The 25523-nt window shown below is 62.3% G+C and carries 17 protein-coding genes; 8 read left to right on the top strand and 9 right to left on the bottom strand.

The genetic code is table 11. The features are described 5' to 3' along the window. Nucleotides 1-46: 46 nt before the first annotated feature. The 3 genes from ABDW57_RS08810 (at nucleotide 47) to ABDW57_RS08800 (ending at nucleotide 4116) form a co-directional block, all read left to right on the top strand. Complete coding sequence (locus tag ABDW57_RS08810) at nucleotides 47-1753, top strand: methyl-accepting chemotaxis protein (protein ID WP_343729831.1); 1707 nt, start codon at nucleotides 47-49, stop codon at nucleotides 1751-1753. 91 nt (nucleotides 1754-1844) lie between these two features. Next, nucleotides 1845-2882 (top strand): aldo/keto reductase, encoded by a 1038-nt coding sequence (locus ABDW57_RS08805; RefSeq protein WP_343729830.1) that lies wholly within the window; start codon nucleotides 1845-1847, stop codon nucleotides 2880-2882. Continuing rightward, nucleotides 2854-4116, top strand: a complete 1263-nt coding sequence (locus ABDW57_RS08800; protein ID WP_343729829.1) for a hypothetical protein — start codon at nucleotides 2854-2856, stop codon at nucleotides 4114-4116. The genes ABDW57_RS08805 and ABDW57_RS08800 overlap by 29 nt, the downstream gene beginning before the upstream one ends. Here the strand turns inward: ABDW57_RS08800 and ABDW57_RS08795 are convergent. The 6 genes from ABDW57_RS08795 to ABDW57_RS08770 all read right to left on the bottom strand — a co-directional run bounded on the left by ABDW57_RS08795 (nucleotide 4084) and on the right by ABDW57_RS08770 (nucleotide 13854). Continuing rightward, nucleotides 4084-6156: a TonB-dependent receptor gene (locus ABDW57_RS08795; protein ID WP_343729828.1), complete on the bottom strand. Its 2073-nt coding sequence runs from the start codon at nucleotides 6154-6156 to the stop codon at nucleotides 4084-4086. The two genes, ABDW57_RS08800 and ABDW57_RS08795, sit on opposite strands and share 33 nt — an antisense overlap. Next, on the bottom strand, nucleotides 6098-6586 hold the full coding sequence (locus ABDW57_RS08790) for a DUF6702 family protein (protein ID WP_343729827.1): 489 nt from the start codon (nucleotides 6584-6586) through the stop codon (nucleotides 6098-6100). The genes ABDW57_RS08795 and ABDW57_RS08790 overlap by 59 nt, the downstream gene beginning before the upstream one ends. Then, nucleotides 6586-8931 carry a M1 family metallopeptidase gene (locus ABDW57_RS08785; protein ID WP_343729826.1) on the bottom strand — a complete coding sequence of 782 codons (2346 nt, stop codon included), beginning with the start codon at nucleotides 8929-8931 and terminating at the stop codon, nucleotides 6586-6588. The genes ABDW57_RS08790 and ABDW57_RS08785 overlap by 1 nt, the downstream gene beginning before the upstream one ends. 98 nt (nucleotides 8932-9029) lie before the next feature. After that, the gene (locus ABDW57_RS08780) at nucleotides 9030-10562 is read right to left on the bottom strand and encodes a carboxylesterase family protein (protein ID WP_343729825.1); all 1533 of its coding nucleotides are present in this window, start codon (nucleotides 10560-10562) and stop codon (nucleotides 9030-9032) included. A 15-nt stretch (nucleotides 10563-10577) separates the two neighbouring features. Beyond that, nucleotides 10578-11663 carry a LacI family DNA-binding transcriptional regulator gene (locus ABDW57_RS08775; protein WP_343729824.1) on the bottom strand — a complete coding sequence of 362 codons (1086 nt, stop codon included), beginning with the start codon at nucleotides 11661-11663 and terminating at the stop codon, nucleotides 10578-10580. A 55-nt stretch (nucleotides 11664-11718) separates the two neighbouring features. Next, complete coding sequence (locus ABDW57_RS08770) at nucleotides 11719-13854, bottom strand: alpha-glucuronidase family glycosyl hydrolase (protein ID WP_343729823.1); 2136 nt, start codon at nucleotides 13852-13854, stop codon at nucleotides 11719-11721. An 82-nt stretch (nucleotides 13855-13936) separates the two neighbouring features. Between ABDW57_RS08770 and ABDW57_RS08765 the strand changes: the two genes are divergently transcribed. Continuing rightward, nucleotides 13937-15043: an endo-1,4-beta-xylanase gene (locus tag ABDW57_RS08765; protein WP_343729822.1), complete on the top strand. Its 1107-nt coding sequence runs from the start codon at nucleotides 13937-13939 to the stop codon at nucleotides 15041-15043. Here ABDW57_RS08765 and ABDW57_RS08760 read toward each other — a convergent pair whose 3' ends face one another. From ABDW57_RS08760 to ABDW57_RS08750, 3 genes are read right to left on the bottom strand one after another with little or no spacing between them, the layout of a single operon-like run. After that, nucleotides 15044-17908 (bottom strand): glycosyl hydrolase 115 family protein, encoded by a 2865-nt coding sequence (locus tag ABDW57_RS08760; protein WP_343729821.1) that lies wholly within the window; start codon nucleotides 17906-17908, stop codon nucleotides 15044-15046. A 6-nt stretch (nucleotides 17909-17914) separates the two neighbouring features. Next, complete coding sequence (locus tag ABDW57_RS08755) at nucleotides 17915-19504, bottom strand: glycoside hydrolase family 43 protein (protein WP_343729820.1); 1590 nt, start codon at nucleotides 19502-19504, stop codon at nucleotides 17915-17917. Next, entirely contained in the window at nucleotides 19501-20700 is a 1200-nt protein-coding gene (locus tag ABDW57_RS08750; protein WP_343729819.1) for an SGNH/GDSL hydrolase family protein, read from the bottom strand. Before ABDW57_RS08750 ends, ABDW57_RS08755 begins: the two co-directional genes overlap by 4 nt. A gap of 167 nt (nucleotides 20701-20867) precedes the next feature. Here ABDW57_RS08750 and ABDW57_RS08745 point away from each other — a divergent pair, with 167 nt between their 5' ends. Genes ABDW57_RS08745 through ABDW57_RS08730 form a run of 4 tightly spaced genes read left to right on the top strand, consistent with a single transcriptional unit; the run spans nucleotide 20868 to nucleotide 25508 of the window. Beyond that, nucleotides 20868-22055: a fumarylacetoacetate hydrolase family protein gene (locus tag ABDW57_RS08745; protein ID WP_343729818.1), complete on the top strand. Its 1188-nt coding sequence runs from the start codon at nucleotides 20868-20870 to the stop codon at nucleotides 22053-22055. 29 nt (nucleotides 22056-22084) lie between these two features. Beyond that, on the top strand, nucleotides 22085-22852 hold the full coding sequence (locus ABDW57_RS08740; RefSeq protein WP_343730011.1) for an SDR family oxidoreductase: 768 nt from the start codon (nucleotides 22085-22087) through the stop codon (nucleotides 22850-22852). Beyond that, on the top strand, nucleotides 22849-23724 hold the full coding sequence (locus ABDW57_RS08735) for an SMP-30/gluconolactonase/LRE family protein (RefSeq protein WP_343729817.1): 876 nt from the start codon (nucleotides 22849-22851) through the stop codon (nucleotides 23722-23724). The genes ABDW57_RS08740 and ABDW57_RS08735 overlap by 4 nt, the downstream gene beginning before the upstream one ends. Nucleotides 23725-23732: 8 nt before the next feature. Beyond that, entirely contained in the window at nucleotides 23733-25508 is a 1776-nt protein-coding gene (locus tag ABDW57_RS08730) for an IlvD/Edd family dehydratase (RefSeq protein WP_343729816.1), read from the top strand. Nucleotides 25509-25523: the final 15 nt, after the last annotated feature.

The following is a 25523-nucleotide window of genomic DNA, read 5'->3' as shown; positions in this document are numbered from 1 at the left end:
CCGCATAGACGGCCGAATCTCCTCCACTTACATGAGAAAAGTCACAATGACTATTACGAAGCGACTGATATTAACTTTGTCGTTGGCGCTGGTGGCGCTGATCTTTGTCGGTGCCGCCGGTCTTACGCAGCTTTCACGCGCGCAGCAGCGGTTGGACAAGGTACAAACCAATCTGATTCCCAGCATCGCCGGTTTGAATATGGCCAAGGGCTATCTTGCTGATAGCCGTCTGGCTGGTTATCGGCTGTCGGTGTTCTCCAATCTGGCAGATAAAACCGCGTTGGATAAAGCCTACAATGACGCCCATGCCAAATTTGACGAGGTAGTCGCGCTGTACGAGAAAGAGCGCATCGTTGACGATACCGACCGCAAAATGCTGGACGCCGACAAGGCTGCCATGGCTGCTTATCGCCAGGCGCTGGTGCCGTTCCTGGCCGGTGCGCATGCTGGCGACATGGACGCGGTGCGCGCGACGCTGCAGGCGGGTACGCCTTTGGCCACCTCGGCGGCTGCCGTCAAAAAAGCCTTTGACGATCATATCGCTTATAACAATAAGCTGATCGAGGATGTGCGCGAGGAGAGTGTGGCCGCTTACAACTTCGCCTTCCGCCTGCTGGTGACGGTGATTGTGCTGGCGGTGCTGGTCACTGGCGCGCTGGCATGGCAGCTGTACGTCACCATCAAGGGCAGCCTGGAGTCGATCCGTGGCACGCTGGAGGATGTGAGCCAGTCGCTGGATCTCACCCACCAGATCAAGGTCGAGCGCATGGACGAAATTGGCCATACGGCGGTAGCGTTCAACAAATTGCTGGTGCAGATTGCAGGCGTCATCGAAACCGTGCGTGCGTCCACTAGCGCGGTCGGTGCGGCCTCGCAGCAGATCGCGGCTGGCACGGGCGACCTGTCGCAGCGTACCTCCTCGCAAGCGGCGGCGCTGGAGCAGACTGCGGCCAGCATGGAGCAGCTGACGTCCACCGTTGGCCAGAACGCCGACAACGCGCGTCAAGCCAACCAACTGGCACGTTCGGCGTCCGAGGTGGCTACGCAAGGCGGCTCCGTGGTGGAACAGGTAGTCGTGACCATGGGTTCGATCAATGAATCGTCGCGCAAGATTGTCGATATCATTTCTGTTATCGATGGCATTGCGTTCCAGACCAATATTCTGGCTCTGAATGCCGCTGTGGAAGCGGCGCGTGCCGGTGAGCAGGGCCGTGGCTTTGCCGTGGTGGCGACCGAGGTGCGCAATCTGGCGCAGCGATCGGCCGCCGCGGCCAAGGAAATCAAGGCGCTGATTGACGATTCGGTGGAGAAGGTTGGCTCGGGCACCAGGCTGGTGGAGCAGGCCGGCAGCACCATGCATGAAGTGGTCTCCAGCATCAAGCAGGTGACCGACATCGTGGGCGAAATCAGCGCTGCGACACAGGAGCAGAACGACGGTATCGCGCAAGTGCACCGCGCGGTCACCGAGATGGATCAGACCACGCAGCAGAATGCGGCACTGGTTGAGCAAACTGCCGCCGCCGCAACGCTGCTGCGCGATCAGGCGGACAAGCTGGAGCAAGTCGTCAGCGCGTTCAAGATCAATGCATCGCAAGCAGCCTACGTGCCTGCAACGCCTGTGGCGCCGCGCCGGGCCACGGTAACGGCCTTGCCGAAATCCACACGCGCCAAACCGCCCGCTGCGCCCGCCGCCAGGCCGGCCACGCCGAAAGTCAAGGCGGCTTCCTCCGGCGATGAGTGGGAAGAGTTCTAACGCGGGCGTGCTGCACGCTTTTTGAGAGCGCGCTACAATCAAAGTCCAGCGCACCACGCTGCCGTGGTGCGTTTTTCTTTGGAGGGTAGCGATGAATTTCAAGCGTCTCGGAAAATCTGGTTTGCGCGTGCCTGAACTGAGTTTTGGCACAGCGACTTTTGGCGGCGGTAACGATTTCTTCAAAGCCTGGGGCAGTACCGATGCCGGCGGCGCCGCGCGGCTGATCGATGTCTGCCTTGAACATGGCGTCTCCATGTTCGATACCGCCGATGTGTATTCGGATGGCTTGGCCGAAAAAATTCTCGGTGAAGCCATCAAAGGCAAGCGCAATCGCTTGCTGATCTCGACCAAGGTCACTTTCCCCACCGGCCAGGGGCCCAACGATTATGGCTCGTCGCGCCAGCATATTATCGACGCGGTCGACAAATCACTGCAGCGCCTGCAAGTGGAACATATCGACCTGCTGCAGCTGCACGGACAGGACTACAACACGCCAGTCGAGGAAACCTTGTCCACGCTGGATCAGCTGGTCCGCGCCGGCAAGGTGCGTTACATCGGCGCTTCCAACTTCTCCGGCTGGCATTTGATGAAGTCCCTCGCCACAGCGGACCGCTACGGCTATCCGCGCCACGTCGCGCATCAGATCTACTACTCGCTGCTGAACCGCGATTATGAATGGGAGCTGGCGCCGCTGGCCGAAGATCAGGGTGTCGGCGCGGTGGTATGGAGTCCGCTGGGCTGGGGCAAGCTGACCGGCAAAATCCGTCGCGGCCAGCCGGCAAAGCCGGGCACGCGCGCGCACGATATCGCCGGCACCGGGCCGCACTTTGAAGAGGAGCGCCTGTTCCGCATTATCGAAGCGCTGGATGTGGTGGCCGAGCAGTCTGGCAAATCGATACCGCAGATTGCGCTCAACTGGCTGCTGGGGAAAAAGACCGTCTCCAACGTCATCATCGGCGCGCGCGACGAGAAGCAGCTGATCGAGAACATCGGCGCCACCGGTTGGTCGTTGACGCCTGAGCAGAATGCGCTGCTGGAACAGGCCAGCGACGTGCCGCCGGCCTACCCGGTATGGCACCAGCGCGGCTTCGCCATGTTGAATGAGCGTGGTGCTATCGACGCGCTGTGAGCGACATAAGGGAGTGACATTTCGTGATGTTTCGGGTAATCCGTTTGTAGGAAAATCTGGTATTAATCAACACACGCCAGCGAGGGTGGAAATGATAAGAAAAACACTCTGCCTGCTCATTGCTGTTCAGTTCCCGGAAATCGCCTTTGCTTATCAATTTGAGTTCCTGAATATCAAAGACGATGTGCATCAGCGGATGGCGGAGCAGGCGCTCTTGTGTTTTACGTCGAACCCCGGGAAGCATCGATTTTCGTGTGATGGGAAGACTTTTTCGACAGCGCCAGACGTTTACCTGGGCAGCGTAAATGGATTGAATCTGCTGACAGTTGACGATGTGAGGCGTGCGGTAGTTTGGCCCGATGATCCTGTACGTGAGTTGAGCGTCACGAAGATTCCGCGCGCTGCCTTGTGGGCTTTTCGCCTGGTAGTAGACCAATGTAAGAAATATCGAGCGGGCATTCAAGATGGGCTCCGTTGCTCTAGCCACTACGGAAGTCTGCAATTCATGCATGCCATGGAAGGCTTGAAGGGAGAATCCGCGAAGGAGACGCAGAAAGCGATCTTGGACTGGTCAGTGTTTGCATACAGGGTGGCGGTCAACAAGCAAGATTCGTCGGGATACTATAACGATAAGGACTATTGCGAATTCTTTGCGAAAGAGCCGAGGTCAAAATTCGTCAATGCGATGTCTCCTCAAGATCTGGATGGCGGAGCCCAATTTCCCTGTCAAAAAAAGGACAGCTCGCCATGGCAGATGTCGACCCCTTTTGCTTTGTCCTGCACTTGGGGATCTGCAACGTGCGCTGAATACACTTACGGAAATAACTTTATTGTGCGAAAGGCTGCGTTAGGCGCTATTTTGCACGTGATCCAGGACTCTTACGCCAAAGGGCATGCCAGCCGTGGCAATGACGTCGCTATCAATACCTATGAGTGTGCGGCGATAAGGCAGTTTCAAGTCTATACGGAGCAAGATCACGAACGGCACGCGCAGGCGGATACATACCCATACCCATCCACGGCTTGCATTTCGGGGGAAGCCGATGTTGATGGCCCAGTCACCGCCTCAGCGGAGGTCATTCGGATGTTTTTTGCGAACGAGGACGAAAGCAAGCTTCGAGCTTACCTCGCAGATCACGTGTTCAAATTGGCTGACGATCTGAAAGAGGCAGGAGCCACCGACTTTTTCAGGAAGCCCATGCTAGAAGTTCTTGACAAGCGTGGCACGCAGTGAGCGTGATTCGATCGGGTGGAAGTGGATGTCCGCTACGGCAGCCGCTTCGCCCTTCAACTGCGATTCATAGTAGTAGTCGATGGCGGAGTCGCGGCGGTTGGTGATGTTGAAGGCTTCCAGCTCCAGCGCCAGATCCTTCCTGATCTTCCAGCCAAAGCGCCCGTTCAGCGTCATGCTCGATCCGGAGCGCACGCTGTTATCTTCGATCAGCGGACGCGGACCAAAGTAGCGCAGCTTGAGCGAGGCGGAATATGGTCCGCCATTGTCCACGGTCAGCGCCAGCTGGCCAGTGCCTTCAATCGCGCCGGGTATGTAGCTGCCGGCTTCCTGATAGCCGCGCGAGCGTGCCCGTGCATAGGCCAGGTCCAGATCGACGGACAGCCATTTCAGCGGTTTGTAGTAGTTGGAGAACTCCACGCCATAACGGCGGCTGGGCGGGCCGGCCGCTGTGGCGCCGGCATCGCCGATGTAGACCAGCTCCGAGTCGAAATCCAGACGGTACACAGACAGCGAGGTTTGCAAACCCGGCAGCCAGGCGCTGCGCGCACCCAGTTCCATGCCGCGCGAGCGTACCAGCGGCGTCACCTTGTCGGCTGCCAGCCCGGTCTTGGGATCGATGGTGATGGTGGCGCCGCGTGCGTCGTTGCTGTGGAAGCCGCTGCCGAAGTTGGCGTACACCTCGGCCGTCTGCCAGGGGCCGTAGATCAGGCTAAGACTCGGGCTGACCAGATGATCATTCGCCTTGCCGGAATTGGCTGCAAGGCCGCTCTGCACGTCGAAGCGATAGCTGTCCAGGCGCGCACCAGCCACGGTGCGAAAAGCTGGGTTCCAACGTGTGTTGTTTTCCACGTAAAGCCCGGCGCTGGATTCGACGATGTGATCCTGCCGCGTCACCGACAGCGTGCGACGCGCCTGCGTGTTGTGTAAGCCATTGAAGATATTATCGTTCTGTAGCTGCACGCCGATGGTGGTTTCGCTGTTTCCGGTCTCGGTGTGATGATGCCAGCTGTGCGATGCATTCAGGCCGCTGGTGACGCGCTTGTCCGGCTGCGCGAACTGGTCGCCATGCACCGGGTCGTCCATGAAGTAGGTGAAGTTGGACCACAGGTCCAGCTGGTTGGCGATGATGTAGGCATTCACCCTGGATGCGCTATCTTCGGCGGTGCGCCGCCATGCGCCAGACAGGCTGTAACGATGGGCCTTGCCGCCATCTGTATTGTCGATGGCGTCGTAGCGGCCGATCTGGCCATCCTGCACGGCACGCAGCGGAATCTGATCGGTTGAGTTCCAGTCAGCCTTGTAGGCCATCAGGCTGACATTGAAACCGTTGTTGGCGTAACCCTCGCTGTAGCGCAGCACGGCATTCAGTTTCTGGTAGTCGTCGGGATGCGTGAACGGGCCGTCATTGTGCATCGCCTCGATGGCATACAGCAGGCTGCCGCGCTCTGTATCCAGCGAGTTCGCCACCAGTGCGCGGCCGTAGCCATTCTGGCCAATAGAGGCGCTGGCCACACCTTGCAGCAGGCGATTCGCATACACCACCGACGCCGTGCCGGCCGAAGCAAAGTCCCCTTCTTCGGCGGAGTAGGGACCTTTCTTGTAATCGAGGCGCACCGCCAGTTCGGGTATCAGGAAATTCAGGTCGGTCCAGCCCTGGCCATGCGCATGGCTGCGCTGATTGACCGGCATGCCGTCCACTGTGGTGCGCAAGTCGGTGCCGTGGTCAAGATTGAAGCCGCGCAGGTAGAACTGATTGGCCTTGCCTTCGCCGCTGTGCTGGCTGACCACCAGACCCGGCACCGCCTCCAGCATCTCGCCGGGGCGATAGACCGTGCGCGCCGCCAGTTCCTCCTGCGTCACCGTGCCGGCGCTGGCCGCGTCGGCCACGCCCAGCTGATTGGTGCGCGAACCATCCACCAGCACTCTTTGCAGGATCTGGTCATCCGCATGCGCGGAAGCGAAAGCCAATAACAGCGCGTACTTAAGGGGCGATCTGATCAATGCTGTCTTGATCGAAGAAGAGAGTTTTGATGGTGCCATCGGTTTGCAGGTTGACGGTGTTCTTTTGCGAAGGCAGGAAGTCTATCAGCAAAGCGTTGTGTATGCGGCTGCCTTTTGCCAGTCTTGTAGCTGGTATTTCCTGAAAGATGACGACGCTGTCCGCATCCACTTTCACACCCACCCATTGCAGCGGCAAACGCTTGCCGTTGATATCGGCAACGGTGAACTGCTTTTCCACGTAGCGCCGCAGCGGTGCCTCGCTGTCGACGCGGCCCAGATCGAACTGACGGCCATACAGATTGGTCAGCAGCGTGGCGAGATCGTGCGCTGTATAGGTGTGCACGATCTCGGTGCTGCCGGTGCGCTGGTTGTAGCTGATGTCCGCTATGCCCATGTGGAAGTTGTGGGCGTGGGACGTCATGCTGGCCGCAGCCAGCATGATCGCCACAACAGGGCGCAGTAAGCGCATCACTTCTTCTCATCTTTCTTGAGCGGCGTATTAAAGTCGCGCATCAGGTTATTCTTGTCACGCTCGGTCTTGAACAGTTCAAGGCGGGACTGGGTTACCTTGCGCGGCCACGCGTTGTTGGACGTATCGATATCGGCGGTTTCCCAATACGGGTCCTGGGTCAGGCCGACCATCGGCTCGTCGGTGACGATCAACTTGGTGATCTTCTTCGAGTTATAGCGCCATACTTCGGCCGGGATGCGCTCGACGTACTTTTTGCCGCTCTTGAGTTCAATCTCCAGGATCAACGGCATCACCATGCCGCCCAGGTTGGAGAAGTCCACCAGATACAGGTGCTTGCCCTGATCCAGCAGCTTTTTCTCCCATGGCTCCAGCTTCTCGATCGCTTCAGCGTAGTTGTTGCGGTCCTTGTTGGTGACGGTGAATTCGTCATGCTCGTTGTAGAAGTCCTTCAGCTCAGGATGGGCGTCCACGCGTTTGGGCAGGGCCTTGTTGCGTTGTTCGGACAGCGAGACAGGCTCCGCTTCCTTCTGCGCCTTCTTCCACGCTTTTTCCTTTTCAGGATTCTTGCTGCTCACGCCATACTCGCTGATGCCGTCGATGCTGATATCCACCGGCTCGGTGGTGTAGAACCAGCCGCGCCAGAACCAGTCCAGGTCCGTGCCGGAAGCGTCTTCCATGGTGCGGAAAAAATCCGCCGGCGTAGGGCGCTTGAATTTCCAGCGCTGCGCGTATTCGCGGAAGGCATAGTCGAACAACTCGCGGCCAAGAATGGTTTCGCGCAGGATGTTCAAGCCGGTGGCCGGCTTGGCGTAGGCGTTGTTGCCCACCTGGAGCAGCGACTCCGAGTTGGTCATGATCGGCACCTGGTTCTGGCTGCGCATATAGTCAACGATGTTGCGCGGCTCGCCGCGGCGCGACGGATACTTGTCTTCCCATTCCTGTTCGGCCAGATATTGCACGAAGGTGTTCAAGCCCTCATCCATCCAGGTCCACTGGCGTTCGTCCGAGTTGATGATCATCGGGTAGTAGTTGTGGCCCACCTCGTGAATGATCACGCCGATCAGGCCATACTTGGTCTGCTCAGACCAGGTCAGCGCGCCGGTCTTCTTGTCCCTGGAAGGCCGCGGGCCGTTAAAGGAGATCATCGGATATTCCATGCCGCCCACCGGACCGTTGACAGATATCGCGCTTGGATATGGATAATCAAAGCTGTACTTGTTGTACTTGTCGATGGTATGGATGATGGCCTGCGTGCTGTACTTGCCCCACAGCGGATTGCCTTCCTTCGGATAGTAGGACATCGCCATCACGTCGGTGGAATCCTTCTTGTAGCCTTGCGCATCCCAGATGAACTTGCGGCTGGAAGCCCAGGCGAAATCGCGCACGTTGTTGGCCTTGAAGTGCCAGGTTCTGGTGGCGCTGCTGCGCGATTTTTCAGCCCTGGCGGCTTCTTCCTGCGTGACGATCAGCACCGGTGAGGTCGCGGTTCTGGCCTTGGCCAGGCGCTCGCGCTGCACGGGGCTCAGCACGTCGTCCGGGTTTTGCAGTTCGCCGGTGGAGGCCACAACGTGGTCGGCCGGCACGGTCAGCTGCACATCGTAGTCGCCGAATTCCAGCGTGAATTCGCCAGTGCCGAGGAACTGTTTGTGCTGCCAGCCGTAGACGTCATAGTAGGCCGCCATGCGCGGGAACCATTGCGCGATTTCAAACAGGTCGTTCTTGTCTTCCTCAAAGTGCTCGTAGCCGGAACGGCCGCCCAGCACCTGCTGTTCGTTGATGTTGTAGGACCAGTCGATATTGAAGATGAACTTCTCACCCGGCTTCAACGGCGTCGGCAGGTCGATGCGCATCATGGTGCGGTTGATGACGTGCCTGAGCGGCTGGCCATTGGCGCCCACACTCTTGATTTTGAAGCCGCCATCGAATTCGCGGCCGGCCAGGATGGCGCGCATGCCTTCGAACTTGTAGCCGTCGTCCGGCGACGATGGCTTGGCCCACGCCTCGCGCGATGGCTGGGTGAGCATCATGCGGGCGTCGGAATCCTTCTTGTAGATGTTCTGGTCGAGCTGCACCCACAGATAGCTCAGCGTATCTGGCGAGTTATTGTGATAGGTGATTTGCTCGCTGCCGGTGAGGGCGCGCTTGGCTTCGTCCAGCGTGGCGCTGATGGTGTAGTCGGCGCGCTGCTGCCAGTAGGCGTGGCCGGGCGCGCCGGAGGCGGTGCGGTAGACGTTAGGCGTCGGCAGAATTTCGTCGAGTTGACGGAATTTGTCGTCGAACGGCTCCGCTGCGTAAGCGGACACCGTCAGGCAAAGGGCCAGGAAGCCAATTTTTTTGCGCATGTGGTTGTTTCCTCTGGATAAGAGGATAAATTGTATAGCAGGTTTTCAGATGATTACCTGCCGATACAATAAAATACAAACGCAAAATTAAACTGGTTTCAGCGCTTGGCCTGGGCTGCGTGGAACTCTTCCTGGAAGCGGTAATGGGCATCGTCCGTCGCGCTGATGGCGGTCGATGGCACGTCCAGCTTCATCAGGCGGGAACCCGCGCCGGCGCTGGCCTGCGGCCATTCCGGCAGGCCGGCACCGTTAGGATTGCCGGTCTTGATGAAGTTGGCGAAGTAGTTCTGCATCTGCGCCGACAGGGTGCGATCGTCGTCGGTCCACGCATACACTTTATTACCCGCCAGGTTGCCCATGGCGTACTCGATTTCCACCGAGTGTCCGGCGCCTTCCTGGCCGGGACGTGGACGGGTGTAGTAATAGCGGTAGGTCGGTTTGCCGCTGGTGCGCGCGTGGGCATCGATCCACTTCCAGGTGCCATAGCCGATGAAGCGGTCGCTGGCAAGTTCGGTCGCGGCCTGCTTCACGTCGCCGCTGTAGGCTTGCTGTGCGGCGGCGGCTTTGTCGCCGTAGAGCTTCTGCAGCGCGACGGCAAAGTTCTCCGGAGTGGGCTCGGCGTCGCCCAGGATTTGTCTGTAGTGGCCTTCATACGAATTCCAGCCCGCCAGCAAAGGCACTTTGGCCTGCTCGCCGGCGGCATACATCGCTGCCGGCGAACGTGGGATCACATAACCGTCTTCGATGGCGGAGAACCAGGTGCCCGGCTTCTTGGTGGCGTCCAGCAGCTGCTGTGCCGGCAGCGCGCGCAGTTCGGCCAGCGTTGGCGCGCCTGCGTCTTTTGCAAAGGTGGCGCCAACCTGCTCGGCAAAGCTGAGCGGGGCCAGGCCCATGGCGCTCAGCAGCGAACCGCTTTCCCCGATGGCGCCGGCGATCAGACCCTTGGCCTGCGGATTGATCATCTGCGCGCTGACCGAGAACGAGCCGGCCGACTCGCCGGCGATGGTGACCCGCGCCGGGTCGCCGCCAAAGGCCGCGATATTGTTCTTCACCCATTGCAGGGCTGCCGCCTGGTCCATCAGGCCGTAGTTGCCGGAAGCATGATTCGGCGATTCCTTGCTCAGCTCCGGGTGTGCCAGGAAGCCGAAGACATTCAAGCGGTAGTTGATGGTCAGGGTGACGATACCCTTGGCCGCCATGCTCTCGCCGTCGTAGCGCGGCTCCGAGCCGTCGCCGGCCGCAAAGCCGCCGCCGTAGAAGTACACCAGTACCGGCAGCTTTTCCCTGGCTGACTTGGCCGGGGTCCAGACGTTGAGATACAGGCAGTCTTCGCTCACCCCATCGGAACGGAACACCATGTCGCTGAACAGCGGCAGCTGCATACAGCGCGCCGCGAAGTGATCGGCCTTGCGCGTGCCCTTCCATTTGGCCGCCGCTTGCGGCGCCGCCCAGCGCAGTTTGCCGACCGGCGGCGCCGCGTAGGGGATGCCCTTGAACGACTTGACCCCCGAAGCCTCCTGCACGCCCGTCACCGCGCCGGTGGCGGTGCTGATGCGCGGCGTGCTGCTGGCGGCGTAGGCGGAAGAGGAAATAACACTAGCGGCGATCAACAGCAAGGGGAGTTTGTTCATTGTCTCGATATGGTTTTAGTGTTTGGGCCGCAAACGTGGTGCAGCATCGGACTGGCGGCGTATCAGTGCGTGCTCGATAACGACGTGTTCGGGGGCTTCCGGCGTGCCGTTGCGCTGGGCGCGGATCAGGCGCACCAGGATCTGCACGGCTTTTTCCGCCATGTCGGCAATTGGCTGGCGCACGGTAGTCAGCTCGGGCCAGATGGTGGTGGCCAGTGCGGTATCGTCGAAGCCGGCCACCGTCAGGTCGCCCGGCACGTCCAGGCCGAGGCGATGGGCGATGGCCACCACGGCGGCGGCCATGTCGTCATTGCTGGCGAAAATGGCGGTCGGGCGCTGCTCCAGTCCCAGCAACTGCTCCGCCGCATCCAGGCCGGAACGATAAGTGAACAGGCCCTGGACAGTCAGTTCCCTGGCGTTCTGCGCATTCTTTTCAGCGATGGCGGCCTTGAAGCCAGCCAGGCGGCGCGCGCTGGCGCTCTGGTTCGGATGACCGATGACGAAGCCGATGCGCTGGTGACCCAGCGCGATCAGGTGGCAAGTCATGGCATATGCGGCCTGGTAGTCATCGATACTGACGCCACCGACGCGCGGGTCGGGCTGGCCGCAGGCGACCGTGATGGCAGGGGTGCCGGAGGCGGCAATCAGGTCGATCAGATTGTGCACGTCGCACAGCGGCGGCGGCAGGATGATGCCGTCCACGCCGTTGGCGATCAGGCGGCGCGCCTGTTCGACGCCGTGTTCATCGGCTTCGCATTTTTCCACCACCAGCTGCACGTTATTCGGGCTGGCCTGGTTCAGCAGGCCGACCAGGAATTCGCTCAGGTAGCCCGCGCTCGGATTCGAATACAGGAAGCCGACGCGTATTGGCCGCGAGCCGGCAAGGCGGCGCGCGGCCTGGTTGGGAACGTAGTTGAGGGCAGCAACGGCCGCGTCGACGCGGTTGCGGGTTTTTTCGCGGACGTTGGTGTCGCCGTTCATCACGCGCGATACCGTCATCGGGGATACGCCCGCCAGCTTGGCCACATCGGCCATGGTGGGGGCCTGCGAGCGGCTCTGCACGGCCGGTACGGGCGCCGGTTTCACCTTAGTTTTCGTCATCTGTCCTCAATAATATAAAGCTAGGTTAAGCCCCGGACTTTACCACAAGCGGGACTTAACCACGACCTGGGGCATAAGGATAGCGCAAGGCCTTGTAGTATTCCAGCGGATGCGCGGGTGCTTGCACGCCCGGCGGCAGCGGCAGTCCGGACACCGACTGGAAGTAGGCGATGCAGGCGTCGCGCCAAAGGACGGCGTTATTGATCTGGCGCGTGAGATGCTGCTCGACATCCGCGTAACGGCGCGCGTCGATCAGCGGCTTCAGGGCAACCCAGCGCGCATGCAGCTGCCGGGTCCCGGCGACGCCCTTGTCGTATCGGGCCAACAGTTCGGCCCACAGGGTGCGGCCGGACGGCATCACATAGTCCCATGGCAGGTGGTGGAACCACAGCAGCAGTTGTTCCGGCGTGGTGCGTGGATCGGCGTACTGGCGCGCGATCTCCGGCGCATACTGCGCCAGCGCGTTGCTGCCGCTGGCGGTGCGGTTAAAACCGATGCCATTGCGATCGGCGCGGTGGTAGTAGACCGGGTTCCAGTCCGGGCGCTCAAGGTTATCGACCCAAGGCGCCGGGCCGTGGTGGTGGCTGGTGCCCATCATGTGGTGCAGGCCGAGTGGCGTCATGTAATCCACCACGGCTTCGCGCGAGATCATCATCATGTCGACGATAGGAGCGGCCACGCGCTGGTCCGGACTGAAGGTGAGGGCGGCCCACTCGGCGGCGATGTCTTTGGCCTTGGCCTGCGGGTTCCAGGCCAGGCGGCCGTAGGCGTACCAGTTGGCCTGGTCGAAGTGGGAGCCTGACCAGTTACGGTCGCTGCCGATGTTGGCCACGCCGGCCATGCCGCTCAGGGTCTGTGCAACGGTCTTGCCGGTATGGGTGTCCGATTCCAGCGTCTCTTCATACATGGTGCCCAGGTAGGCCATGTCGGTGGAGTAGCCGAGGTACTCCTTGGTGATCTGGAATTCCATCATCAACGGCGTGTGCGGCATGGCGCCGAACAGCGGGTGGAACGGCTCGCGTGGCTGGAAGTCGATGGCGCCGTTCTTCACCTGTACCAGCACGTTGGCGGCAAACTTGCCGTCCAGCGGCTTGAATTCCTCGTAGGCCTGCTTGGCACGGTCGTCGTCGAGGTGGGCGCCTTTGGGCGCGTAGACGAAGGCGCGCCACATGACGATGCCTTTGTGCGGCGCCACGGCTGCGGCCAGCATGTTGGCGCCGTCGGCGTGGGTGCGGTGGTAGTCCTGCGGGCCGGGCTGGCCCTCGGAGTTGGCCTTGACGAGGAAGCCGCCGAAGTCGGGGATGGCTTTATAGATCTCGTCGGCCTTGTTCTTCCACCATTGCTGCACTTCCGGTGCGAGCGGATCGGCGGTGCTGGTCTCATGCAGTTCCAGCGGCGTCGAGAAGCGCGCCGACAGGTAAACCTTGATGCCGTAAGGGCGCAGGATGTCCGCCACGGCGGCGGTCTTGGCGATGAATGACGCGGTCAGGACTTCCGGCTTGGAGTTGACGTTATTGAGCACGGTGCCGTTGATGCCCAGCGAGGCGTTGGCACGGGCATAGTCGGTGTAGCGCTGGTCCTTGATCTCCGGCAGGCCCCACCAGTCCCAGATCGACTGCCCGGAGTAGCCGCGTTCCACGCTGCGGTCCAGATTATCCCAATGGTTCAGCAGGCGCAGTTGCAGCTTGGGCGCGGACGCCGCGTCGGGCCTGGCGCCAGTTGCGGCGCCGCGCAGCCAGGCATAGGTCCCGTACAGCAGGCCGATGTCGCTGTTGGCGGCGATCAGGGTGACGCTGCGGCCCTGAACGCGGGTGGCGCGCAGCAGATAGCCTTCCTTGCCCAGCGCGGCCAGTTCGGCGCGCAGCGGCGACGCGGCGCCGCTCAGTTCCGGCAGGCGTGCAGGCGTGGCAAGCAGCAGGGCGCCATCGCCGATGCGCGCGGCCGACGATGGCGCCTGCCCCAGCATGCCGGCCAGGCCCTTGCGCAGTTCTGCCAATGCCGCATCCGCGGTTGGCGTTGCGGCGCCGGGCAGCACGATGCTGCGCGCCTGCGATTTGACGGCTGCGTGGGCTGCGCCGGTCAACGGGCGGTAGCGCAACCACAAATCATAGCCGTCTTCGTCGGCCGCAAATACTGTCGATGCAAGCGACAGCAACAGCGCCATCAAGGCCGCTGGAAGGAAAAACCGCATGATGTCTCCATTTTATGATAGCGTAACCATTTCATTATGCCACGATGTTAGTGAACAATTCCAACGAGGAGTGAGACAAAACATGAAAATTTCCCGTCGCAGCTTTATGGCCATGATGGCCGCCGCCAGCGCAGCCCCGCTGCACGCCGCCGATATGCCGGAACCCCTGAAGGTGCTGGGCAAGCGCAAAGGTCTGAATGTCGGCAACGCTATCGGTGGCCGCTACTTCCACGATCCGGCCTACAAGGCGCTGATGGCGCGCGAGTGCAATATGCTGGTGGCGGAGAACGAGGGCAAGTGGCAGGCGCTGGAACCGCGCCAGGGGCAGTACAACTTCGGTCCCGCCGACGCCATGTACGCGTGGGCGAAAGAGCAGGGCATGCTGGTGCGCGGCCATAACCTGGTGTGGCAGGAGGCCAAGTGGCTGCCGAAGTGGGTTAATGAATATGACTTCGGCGCGCAGCCGGCCAAGGCGGCGGAAGCGCTGCTGCGCAAGCATATCGTGACGGTCTGTGATCATTTTGGCAGCGCCATTCATAGCTACGACGTGGTGAACGAAGCGGTCGATCCGAAGACGGGCGGCTTGCGTTCGAACGTCTTCACCGAGCGCATGGGGGCGCTGGAGCAGATCGATCTGTCGTTCCGCCTGGCGCAGGAGCGGGCGCCCAAGGCGCAACTGGTCTACAACGATTACATGCGCGGTGACGAGGGCAGCGCCAGGCATCGCGCGGGCGTGCTGAAACTGCTGCATGACCTGAAGTCGCGCGGCACGCCGGTGCATGCGCTGGGCTTGCAGAGCCATATCGGCTCCTGGGACGAGAGCAGCAGCGCGCGCTATCAGCAGGACTGGCGCAAATTCCTGGACGAGGTCACGGGCATGGGGCTGGATCTCCTGATTACGGAGTTCGACGTCAACGACCGCAAGCTGCCGGCCGACGTCAAGGTGCGCGACGCGGGTGTGGCGGCGCTGGCCAAGGATTATCTGGATGTGACGCTCAGCTATCGTCAGTGCAAGGATTTCCTGCTGTGGGGGATGGCGGACCACGTCAGCTGGCTGCAGGGCTGGGACGAGGCGCCGCGCACCGATGGACAGAAGATGCGTCCTACCCCGTTTGACGCCGAACTGCGCGCCAAGCCGCTGCGCGACGCGATTGCGGCGGCCATCAATGCGATGCCGCCGCGCGCCTGATTACTGGCGTGGGCTTTCCGGCGGGCCGAGGTAGCTCGGCTTCTGCCCGCCGGCGTTGACCACCAGCTTTTGCAGCACCAGGCCCGAATCCAGCGCCCAGAACTTGAGCGTATGCTGGCCCGGCTTGTCGATCTGGTGGCGCGACACCAGCACCGTCGCGCCATCCGAGACGCTGCGCTCCCAGGCCTTCTCGCTGCTGTCCGCATGGACGTTGACGATCTGCGGCGCCTCGTCGTCAAATGAGATCGCATAGCGCAGGCCTTCGCCCGGCTGGAACTTCTGCGTCGGCGCCAGCGTGGTCTGTACCTCGAACTTGCCGGCGCTGAACAGCTGCATCTCATACTCCAGCCGCATCGCGGGTGCGGCGTCCGCTGGCGCGTCCACCGGCAGCACCGTCATGCCGGACAGGGTGCGTCCATGATCCGGCACCTTCAGCCAGGTACGCTGGCCGGCCGGAACGGCACGGGTGTAATGCTCGGCCTCCATCGCCACCACGCCGCCAGTTTCGATAAAGCCCTTCAGCGCAGCGGCGCCGGCCGGCTTGTGCACCGGGACTTTCACCACTGTCTTGCCGCCAGCGCCCGTAATGGTCAGCGATGCGGTGCGCACGCCTTGCGGCACGTCGGCCCAGCGCACGTTGACCAGCACGCGCTGCTCGCGCACCACCTTGCCGGAAGGCCTGTCCAGCGTAATCCACGGCTCGCTGGCGACCACTTTGTAGTCAAACGGCTGCTGCCCGCGGTTGAAGATGTCGATAAAGCGCGCCTCGCGCTCGAACACATTCAGCGCCGGCAGGGCCAGCGCATCGCCGCCCGGACCCGGCCAGACCTGCTCGCTGCCTTCCACCGCCACGCCCATGTCGGCGGCTTTCGGCACCTGCATCTCGGTCACCGGCGGCATCACATTGCGCGGCGGCTGGTTCCAGTAGGTGTAGCCGAGGTGGGTCTGCGACATCATATGGTTCCACTTGCCGCCGTTGATGTCTTCCTGATAGCGGCGTGCCAGCTCCGCATCCTCGGCAAACAGCGAGCGTGCCTTGGCCGCCAGGTCGTTGGTGGCGGCGCGGCCTTGCATGCCATACAGGCGGTTCAGGCCCGCGGTGACGTACAACTCATTCACCACGGCGCTGGCCTTGGTGGGATAGAGCACCAGCTGGTAGAAGGCGTCGCGTTTGTTTGCGGGCAGGGCGGCGGATATTTTTTCCGCCCGCGCCGCAATCGCCTTGTACTCATCGACGATGCGCGACGCTTCGTTATAGTTCACCAGCGAATAAGTATTGGGCTCCAGCTGCTCCGGCTTGCGGCGGCCATTGTACTTGGCGTACCTGGCGACGATATCGGCGATATCGTCCGCGTGCTCCGGTCCAAACTCGCGCGCGGCCCACAGTTTCAGATAGTCCGGCAGACGCTCTGCTGGCCATGCCGCGGGATTCCAGGCATAGGTGAGGAAGAACTCGATCGGCACTTCCATCGGTTTCAGGTCGCCCACGTTGACGATCCACAGGCGGTTGGCCTGATATTGCCAGGCCAGGTGCATCTGTTCCCAAACCTTGGGCAGTGGCGTCACGTTGAGCCACTTGTACGAACGCGGACCGCCGACATAGTCGAAGTGGTAGTACACTCCCGCGCCGCCGGCGCGCTTGCGTTCATCCAGCGTCGGCAGGCGGCGGATATTGCCCCAGTTGTCGTCGCACCACAGCAGGGTCACGTCATCCGGAACGCGCATGCCTTTCTCGTAGTAGTCCTGTACTTCCTTGTACAGCGCCCACACCTGCGGCACCTTGGTGACGTCGGGATTAATCTCTTTGGCGATGACGCTGCGCTGATCGCTGACAATGCGCTCCAGCAGCGAGACATTGGCGTCGCGCGACATCGGCTCGTCGCCGTCGCCGCGCATGCCCAGCGTGATCAGCTTTTCCTGTCCCTGCGAGACACGCAGCCCCTGCGTCCAGAATTCGCGCAGCGCGTCGGCACTACGGTTGTAGTCCCATGGCTTGTTGCCGCCGTAGCGGCGCCACTCATCGTGCGCGCGCATCATCGGCTCGTGGTGCGAGGTGCCGATGACGACGCCGTAGTCATCAGCCACTTTGCCGTTCAATTTGTCGTCATCGTAGAACGCCTTGCCCCACATGGCCGGCCACAGATAATTGCCGCGCAGGCGCAGAATCAGCTCATAGACTTTTTCATAGAACTGATGATTGAAACCGCCGTAGCGCTGTTTTACCCAGTCGGTCAGCGCAGGCGCCTCGTCGTTCAGGAAAATGCCGCGATACTGCACCACCGGCGCATCGCTCACCGCCGCGCCGGCCGAGGCGTACACGCTGGCATGCTTCGCGGCCGGCACGTCGGCCCACCAGTTCCACGGCGACACGCCGATCTGCTCGGACATCTCATAGATGCCGTAGATGGTGCCGCGCTTGTCCGCGCCGGCGATCACCAGCGCGCGCTCCACGCCGGGCAGCGGCTTGCGCAGGGTCTGGACCTGCCAGCCTTCCCACTTGCCCTTGATGGCCGAGACATCCAGTTTGCCGTCCGCCACCAGCCGGTCGATCAGCGCGCTTTTGCCGATGGTGCCGATAATGACCACGTCCGTGCCGGCCGGCGCACCGGTAGTGCTCAGCGCCGGTTTGACGGCGCTGACACGGGCGATATCCGCCTGCAGGTCCCCGGCGGCGCGCAGCACGCCATGATAGTCGGCCGGATCCACATACAGCCTGGCGGCCTGGCCATTGCGGGCCAGCGCCACCGCATCGGCGGGCGGCGCGTCAAACCAGGCCAGTTTTTTCTGGCCCAGCGCCTGCGCGGGCAGGGCGTGCGTCATCAGGGCCAATAACATGGCCCCGGCGGCAAAGATGCGTTGTCTCATTTCGTTTTACTTTTCCAGTGGCTGATAGTCGAACCATGCAAAATCCGCGGCGGGCATGGCCTGCTCACGGGCGCCTTCGGCATACATGCCGATGAAGACGCCGGTGAAGCCGGTTGCCGATTCCGATGACAGCGGCGCGGTTGGCACGCTGCCGATCTGCTTGAGCGGCGCGCCTGCGCTGCTGTAGCTGAACTCATAGCGGTCTGCCCACGATTCCACTTGCAGCACCACAGGGCCGGGCGGCAGCGGCGCGGAGGCCTGCAGCGTGGTGACGCCGCGCGCGCGGGCCAGCAGTTCCAGCTTGCGCTGGGGCGTGCCGGTGATGCGCAATTCATAGTAGTTGTTTTCGTTCTGACGCAGGACCAGGCCGGCGGCATGGCTGGCGGCCGACGGCTCAAATTCCAGCTGCGTCGCGGCGCGCATGCGCATGTGTTCCTGGCGGCGCGCGATGAAAGCCGGCTGCGCGATGTCGTTCATGGTGACGCTGCTGCCTTTGAGACGCAGGTAACCGGGACGCTCGCTCAGAGACCACAGGCCGTCGCCGGGGCCGCGCAGCTGCGTCCATTGCAGACCAAGCTTGGGCGCTGTGAAGTCGTCGCGCACCGGCTCGGCGGGCCATGGCGCCAGCGGCGGCAGGCCGTCGGCCGACATTTCAATCGCCAGCGGCTTGCCCTTGTTTACTGTGAGCCAGCCTTGCTCGTTCCATTCGACTGGCGTCAGCAGGGTCTCGCGGCCGAGGTGGTGCTTATGGTCGATCGGGCGGATGCCCAGCAGCGACATCCACCATTTGCCTTCCGGCGTTTGTACCAGGTCGCCGTGGCCGGTGGCTTGCAGCGGCAGCTCGGGATGGCCGCGATGCGTCAGGATAGGATTGGCGGGGTTGGAGGTGAACGGTCCCCATGGCGAGGTGGAGCGCGCCATGGTCAGGCTGTGATTATACGAAGTGCCGCCCTCGGAGATCATCAGATAGTACTGGCCATTTTGCTTGTACAGGTGCGGCCCCTCCGGCCACACGCCGCCGGTGCCGGACCAGATCAGGCGCGGCGCTTCCAGCAGCTTACCGGCCTTCAGGTCGATCTCGGCCTGATACACGCCGCCGCGTTCGCCGCCGCCGTGGCGGGTGTAATAGACCTTGCCGTCATCGTCGAAGAACAGGGACGGGTCCATGGCGAAGCTTGGGTCGTTCAGCCACACCGGCTCCGACCATTCACCCGCGGGGTCTTTGGTGTGGACGTAGAAGGCGCCGCCGCCCTCCATATTGGTGGTGACCATGTAAAACTCGCCGTTATGGCAGCGCAGGGTGGGCGCGTAGATGCCTTGCGAGCTGCGCGTCTTTTTCAGATTGAGCTGGCTGGCGCGCGTGAGCGCGTGGCCGATCTGGCGCCAGTGGACCAGATCCTTGCTATGGTAGATCGGCACGCCGGGGAAGTATTCGAAGCTGCTGGTGGCCAGATAATAGTCGCCGCCCACGCGGCAGATGCTCGGGTCGGCGTGAAAGCCGCTGAGCACCGGGTTGGTATAGGTGGCTGCACTTGCTGGCGCGGCCAGCGAGGCGGCCGCCATCAGCGCCGATAGCGCGCTACGGACTGCGTTCATTTATTGTCTCCACATTTTTTTTTGAGTGCCGCCAGCGGCACGGTTTCGGCCAGCGCGCGATAGCCGGCCAGGGAAGGGTGCAGGTGATCGCCGGAGTCGTACACCGGCTTGAGGCGATCCGGCCTGGCGGGGTCGCGCAAGGCCGCATCGAAATCTGCTACAGCGTCAAACACGCCGGAGGTGCGTATCCATTGATTCAGTTCCTGGCGATCTGCCTCGTTCTCCGGCTCCGGATGGTAATAATCACTGCCAACGTATGGCGTTACGGTGGCGCCGATCAGGCAGATGCCGTGCGCATGCGCGCGTTCGGCCAGCTGGCGGTGCGCCAGTTTCAGGTCTGCCAGCAGTTGCTGGCGGTCGGCCGGCGTGTCGGGCGTGTTGCGGTGCTGCCCGCCCATGTCGTTCACGCCGATCAGCACCAGCGCATGGGTCACGCCTGCGCGCGCCAGCACATCGCGATCAAAGCGCGCCGCCAGGTTAGGGCCCAGGCCATCGCGCAGCATGCGGCCGCCGCCGATGCCGGCATTGACCACGCCCAGTGCCAGTTTCTCGTTGCGCAGGCGCGCTGCCAGCACGTCCGTCCAGCGGGTGTTGGTATCGGGCGGTACGCCGTAACCGTCGGTGATGGAGTCGCCGATGGCCACCAGCGCGCCGACCTTGCGTGGGGCCAGCACCTCCACATCGCTGAGCGCATACCAGCGGGTGGTCTTGCCCGCGTCGTCCCACTGCGCGTCATTAATGCGGTTGCCTTTGGCGAGGAAGGTGGTGGTGCGCGCGCCCGGATGGCCGGTCTGGCGTGCCGGCGCGTCCTTGAAATAAAGCGATATGGCCAGGTCGGCCGCCGGCTTCAGCTCCATGGCGACGCTGTCGCTGTAGTATTCCGCGCCGGCCGGGATCATCACCGAAGTGCGGCCGTTGAAGGTCAAAGGACGCAGGGTAGGGGCGTTGACGCCGGCCTGTCCGGGGCCCCGGGCCAGCGCCACGCTGGCTGCTTCAAGCATCAATGGTGCAGTGCCATATGCATTGCTGATGCGGACCCGGAACTGCTTGCCGCCAAGAGTGAGGCGGACGATCTGGCGCAGGCTGCCGTCGCGCCAGTTTTCGGCCGCCAGCTCATTCGCCGGCTCGGGAATTTGCTGCGCTGCACCCCAACTCGCCACCCAGTGCGGGACCGGGTCCGCAGCCGTGGCGTTCATCAGAAAGGCCGTTAGCACGGCGCCCAGGCAGCTGCGTAAAGCGTGTTGACTTGGTTGCATAAATCCTTCACACTCATAAAATGTTAGCGCTATTCATTTTAGGGTAAAGAGATGGTAGGTGCAACAAAAACACCGGCTTCGCTACCCTGTCAGAACACGGAGACTCCATGAAGAACAATCTGAAACATGCGCCTGCACTGGCGCACCTGCCTGCCGACCTGCCGGACGCCTTGCTGGTCGGCCGTGTATGGCGCAACGACGTCAATGGCCCGAGTGTGGTGGTGGTGCGCAAAGGTGAGGTATTTGATATCACCGCCGCGGTGCCGACCGTGTCCGATCTGCTGGAGCGCGACGACGTGGTGGCCTTTGTCCACGCGGCGCAAGGCGAATCGCTGGGTCGCGTGGAAGCGCTGATCGAGGCCGCCCTGGCTGGCGACGCCAGCGCGCCAGTGCGCCTGCTGGCGCCAAACGATCTGCAGGCCATCAAGGCCTGCGGCGTGACTTTCGCCGTCAGCCTGCTGGAGCGCGTGATCGAAGAACAGGCCGGCGGCAATCCGGCCAAGGCCGATGAGCTGCGCCAGTCGCTGCTCAAGGATATCGGCGCCGACCTGTCGGCCATCAAGCCTGGCTCGCCGGAAGCGGAAAAACTGAAAGAGCAGTTCATTGCGCGCGGCGCCTGGTCGCAGTACATGGAAGTGGGCATCGGCCCATATGCCGAAGTGTTCTCCAAGTCGCAGCCGATGTCGGCGGTGGGCTTTGGCGCGGACGTCGGCCTGCACCCTGAATCGAAATGGAACAACCCTGAGCCGGAAGTCGTGCTGGCCGTGAACAGCCGCGCGCAAGCGGTTGGCGCCACGCTGGGCAACGACGTCAATCTGCGCGACATCGAAGGCCGCAGCGCGCTGCTGCTGGGTAAAGCCAAGGATAACAATGCCTCCTGCGGCATCGGCCCGTTCATCCGCCTGTTCGACGAACGCTTCACCATTGACACCGTGCGCAATGCGGAACTGCGCCTGGTGATCGAAGGCGCGGAAGACGGCTTCCGTCTGGACGGCGAAAGCCGCATGCGCGAGATCAGCCGTGATCCGCTTGATCTCGTGTCGCAAACCAGCGGTCCGCACCATCAGTATCCGGACGGCTTCATGCTCTTCCTCGGCACCATGTTCTCGCCGATCAAAGACCGCGGCGCGCCTGGCGCCGGCTTTACCCACAAGCTAGGCGACCGCGTCAGCATCAGCAGCCCTTCGCTGGGCATGCTGGTCAATCACGTTTATCGCAGCGACGCCGTCACTCCGTGGACGTTCGGCGTGCGCGCACTGTATCGCAACCTGGCCCAACGCGGCCTGCTCAATTAAAACAATAGGAGAGAAAGATGGTGCAACCAATGGTCTACGCCACCTACCCGGACCTCGCCGGCAAGCGAGTCCTGATTACTGGTGGCGGCACCGGCATCGGCGCGGGCATTGTGGACGCTTTTGTGAAACAAGGCTCGCAGGTGTTCTTCATCGATATCGCAGTCGAAGCTTCGAAGGAACTGGCTGCGAGCATGAAGGACGCCAAGTTCCCGCCAGTGTTTTTCCATTGCGACTTGACCGACCTGGACGCGCTGTCCAAGGTCATCGCGCAGATCGAGAAGGATCATGGCGCGATTGAAGTCCTGATCAACAACGCGGCCAACGATCATCGCCACCAGGTGCAGGAAGTCACCGCGGAATACTGGGACAAGAGCCTGGCGGTCAACCTGCGCCACCAATTCTTCTGCGCCAAGGCCGTGGCGCCGGGCATGAAGCAAGCCGGCGGCGGGGTAATCCTGAACTTCGGTTCGATCTCGTGGCATCTGGCGCTGCCGGACCTGTCGCTGTACATGACCGCCAAGGCGGCCATCGAGGGCCTGACCCGCGGTCTGGCGCGTGATCTGGGTAAGGACGGTATCCGCGTCAATACCGTGATCCCGGGTTCGGTGATGACGGAGCGTCAGAAGGCGCTGTGGCATTCGCCGGAAGCCAGCCAGGCGATCCTGAATGCGCAGGTGCTGCCGCAAGGCGTGGAAGTGGAAGACATCGCCGCCATGGCGCTGTTCCTGTCGTCCGACAACGCACGCCGCTGCTCCGGCCGTGATTACTTCGTAGACGCCGGATGGTATGGAGCATGAACCTCTATCAGCCTGAGTGCATCTGGTCGCTGGGCGCGACCCTGGGGGAAGGCCCAGTGTGGCACCCGGAGGACAAGGCGCTGTACTTCGTCGACATCAAGCAGCGCGCCATTCACCGCTGCGCGGAGGACGGCAGCCGGCGCCAGAGCTGGACCGTGCCGTCCGAAGTGGGTTTCGCCTTGCCGATGCATGGCGGCGATTTCGTGTGCGGCCTGCCGGGCCGCATCGAGCGCTTCTCGTTCGAGACCGGCGAGCTGACCACCATCCAGGAACTGGAAACCGAGCTGCCGGGCAATCGCCTCAATGACGGCTATGTGGACCGCCACGGCGCGCTGTGGTTTGGCTCCATGGACAACGCCGAGGTGGCGCCAAGCGGCTCGCTGTTCCGCCTGAGCGCAAGCGAGGGCTTGCAGCACAAGGACGGCGGCTACGTCATCACCAATGGTCCTTGCGTCAGCCCCGATGGCCGCACTTTCTACCACACGGATACGCTGGAAAAGACCATCTACGCCTTCGACATCGACGACGGCGGCAATCTCTCCAACAAGCGTGTCTTCGTGCGGATTGAGGACGGCGGCTACCCGGACGGCACGGCGGTGGATGCGGACGGCGCGCTGTGGGTGGGATTGTTTGCCGGCGGCCGCATCGAGCGTTACGCGGCATCGGGCCAATTGCTGGACACCGTGGCCATGCCGTGTTCGAATATCACCAAGGTTGCATTTGGCGGTGCGGATCTGCGCACCGTCTTTGTGACCACGGCCCGCAAAGGCCTGACGGAAGAAGAATTAAGCCGCGAGCCACTGGCCGGCGGCGTATTCAGCTTCCGCGTGGCCACGCCGGGACAACTGCAACATCTGTACTTACCAGAATAGGCAACTCTATGAGCACCCAATCGCGTCGCTACCGCTCGCAGGACTGGTTCGATAATCCGGACCACATCGATATGACCGCGCTGTATCTTGAGCGCTTCATGAACTACGGGATCACGCCGGAGGAACTGCGTTCCGGCCGTCCCATCATCGGTATCGCCCAATCGGGCAGCGATATCAGCCCGTGCAACCGCATCCACCTGGAGCTGGCCAAGCGCGTGCGCGACGGCATCCGCGACGCGGGCGGCATCGCCATGGAATTCCCGCTGCACCCGATCTTCGAGAACTGCCGCCGTCCGACCGCCGCCATTGACCGCAACCTGGCGTATATGGGCCTGGTCGAGATCCTGCACGGCTATCCGATCGACGCCGTGGTGCTGACCACCGGCTGCGACAAGACCACGCCGTCGCAGCTGATGGCTGCCGCCACCATCGACCTGCCTGCCATCGTGCTGTCCGGCGGTCCTATGCTGGACGGCTGGCTCGATGGTGAGCTGGTGGGCTCCGGCGCCGCGATCTGGAAAGGCCGCAAGCAACTGGCCGCCGGCAAGATCGATGAAGAGAAGTTCCTGCAGATCGCCGCCGCATCGGCGCCGTCCGCGGGCCATTGCAACACCATGGGCACCGCCTCCACCATGAACGCGATCGCTGAAGCACTGGGCATGTCGCTCACCGGCTGCTCGGCCATTCCTGCGCCGTACCGCGAGCGTGGCCAGATGGCCTACGAAACCGGCAAGCGCATCGTCGAGATGGCAAAGCAGGACATCCGTCCGTCGCAGATCCTCAACCGTGACGCCTTCCTGGACGCGATTGTGGTCAACGCCGCCATCGGCGGTTCCACCAACGCCCAGCAGCACATCGTCGCCATGGCGCGCCACGCCGGCGTTGAGCTGAAGTCGAGCGACTGGATGGAGTATGGCCATAAGGTGCCGCTGCTGCTGAACATGCAGCCGTCCGGTAAGTTCCTGGGCGAGCGCTTCCACCGCGCCGGCGGCGTGCCGGCCGTGATGTGGGAACTGGAGCAGCAGGGCAAGCTGCGCTCCAACCGCCTGACCGTCACCGGCGCCACCATGAAGGAAAACCTGGTCGGCCGCGAGACCAATGACCGCGAGGTGATCTACCCGTTCAACGCGCCGCTGAAGGAAGACGCCGGCTTCTTTGTCCTGAAGGGAAATCTGTTCGACTTCGCCATCATGAAGACCAGCGTGATTTCGCCGGAATTCCGCCAGCGTTATCTGAGCACGCCGGGCAAGGAAAACATCTTCGAATCGCGCGCCATCGTGTTCGATGGTTCGGGCGACTATCACAAGCGCATCAACGACCCGTCGCTGAACATCGACGAGAACTGCATGCTGGTGATCCGCGGCGCAGGTCCGATCGGCTGGCCAGGTTCGGCGGAGGTGGTCAACATGCAGCCGCCTGATGCGCTGATCAAGCGCGGCATCAACTGGCTGCCGACGCTGGGCGACGGCCGCCAGTCCGGCACCTCGGACAGCCCGTCGATCCTGAACGCCTCGCCGGAAAGCGCGGTGGGTGGCGGTCTGGCCTACATCCGCACCGGCGACACCGTGCGCGTGGACCTGAACGAAGGCAGCTGCAATATGCTGATCAGCGATGAGGAACTGGCGAAGCGCAAGGCGGAAGGCATCCCGCCGGTGCCGCAAAGCCAGACGCCATGGCAGGAGCTGTACCGCTCCACCGTGGGCCAGATGGAAACCGGGGCCTGCATGGAGCTGGCGCTCAAGTACCAGGGCGTGGGCGACAAACTGGCACGCCACAACCACTAAGCCCTTCACGCAAAA

This window comes from Duganella sp., from assembly GCF_039595735.1.
Taxonomy (GTDB): Bacteria; Pseudomonadota; Gammaproteobacteria; order Burkholderiales; family Burkholderiaceae_D; genus Rugamonas.
This window is presented reverse-complemented; position numbering and strand designations above follow the sequence as displayed.

Excerpts from the sequence above, each read along its gene's own strand:
- ABDW57_RS08810 (WP_343729831.1), top strand. The coding sequence starts at position 47 with ATGACTATTACGAAGCGACTGATATTAACTTTGTCGTTGGCGCTGGTG.
- ABDW57_RS08805 (WP_343729830.1), top strand. The coding sequence starts at position 1,845 with ATGAATTTCAAGCGTCTCGGAAAATCTGGTTTGCGCGTGCCTGAACTG.
- ABDW57_RS08800 (WP_343729829.1), top strand. The coding sequence starts at position 2,854 with ATGAGCGTGGTGCTATCGACGCGCTGTGAGCGACATAAGGGAGTGACA.
- ABDW57_RS08795 (WP_343729828.1), bottom strand. The coding sequence starts at position 6,156 with ATGGCACCATCAAAACTCTCTTCTTCGATCAAGACAGCATTGATCAGA.
- ABDW57_RS08790 (WP_343729827.1), bottom strand. The coding sequence starts at position 6,586 with ATGCGCTTACTGCGCCCTGTTGTGGCGATCATGCTGGCTGCGGCCAGC.
- ABDW57_RS08785 (WP_343729826.1), bottom strand. The coding sequence starts at position 8,931 with ATGCGCAAAAAAATTGGCTTCCTGGCCCTTTGCCTGACGGTGTCCGCT.
- ABDW57_RS08780 (WP_343729825.1), bottom strand. The coding sequence starts at position 10,562 with ATGAACAAACTCCCCTTGCTGTTGATCGCCGCTAGTGTTATTTCCTCT.
- ABDW57_RS08775 (WP_343729824.1), bottom strand. The coding sequence starts at position 11,663 with ATGACGAAAACTAAGGTGAAACCGGCGCCCGTACCGGCCGTGCAGAGC.
- ABDW57_RS08770 (WP_343729823.1), bottom strand. The coding sequence starts at position 13,854 with ATGCGGTTTTTCCTTCCAGCGGCCTTGATGGCGCTGTTGCTGTCGCTT.
- ABDW57_RS08765 (WP_343729822.1), top strand. The coding sequence starts at position 13,937 with ATGAAAATTTCCCGTCGCAGCTTTATGGCCATGATGGCCGCCGCCAGC.
- ABDW57_RS08760 (WP_343729821.1), bottom strand. The coding sequence starts at position 17,908 with ATGAGACAACGCATCTTTGCCGCCGGGGCCATGTTATTGGCCCTGATG.
- ABDW57_RS08755 (WP_343729820.1), bottom strand. The coding sequence starts at position 19,504 with ATGAACGCAGTCCGTAGCGCGCTATCGGCGCTGATGGCGGCCGCCTCG.
- ABDW57_RS08750 (WP_343729819.1), bottom strand. The coding sequence starts at position 20,700 with ATGAACGCCACGGCTGCGGACCCGGTCCCGCACTGGGTGGCGAGTTGG.
- ABDW57_RS08745 (WP_343729818.1), top strand. The coding sequence starts at position 20,868 with ATGAAGAACAATCTGAAACATGCGCCTGCACTGGCGCACCTGCCTGCC.
- ABDW57_RS08740 (WP_343730011.1), top strand. The coding sequence starts at position 22,085 with ATGGTCTACGCCACCTACCCGGACCTCGCCGGCAAGCGAGTCCTGATT.
- ABDW57_RS08735 (WP_343729817.1), top strand. The coding sequence starts at position 22,849 with ATGAACCTCTATCAGCCTGAGTGCATCTGGTCGCTGGGCGCGACCCTG.
- ABDW57_RS08730 (WP_343729816.1), top strand. The coding sequence starts at position 23,733 with ATGAGCACCCAATCGCGTCGCTACCGCTCGCAGGACTGGTTCGATAAT.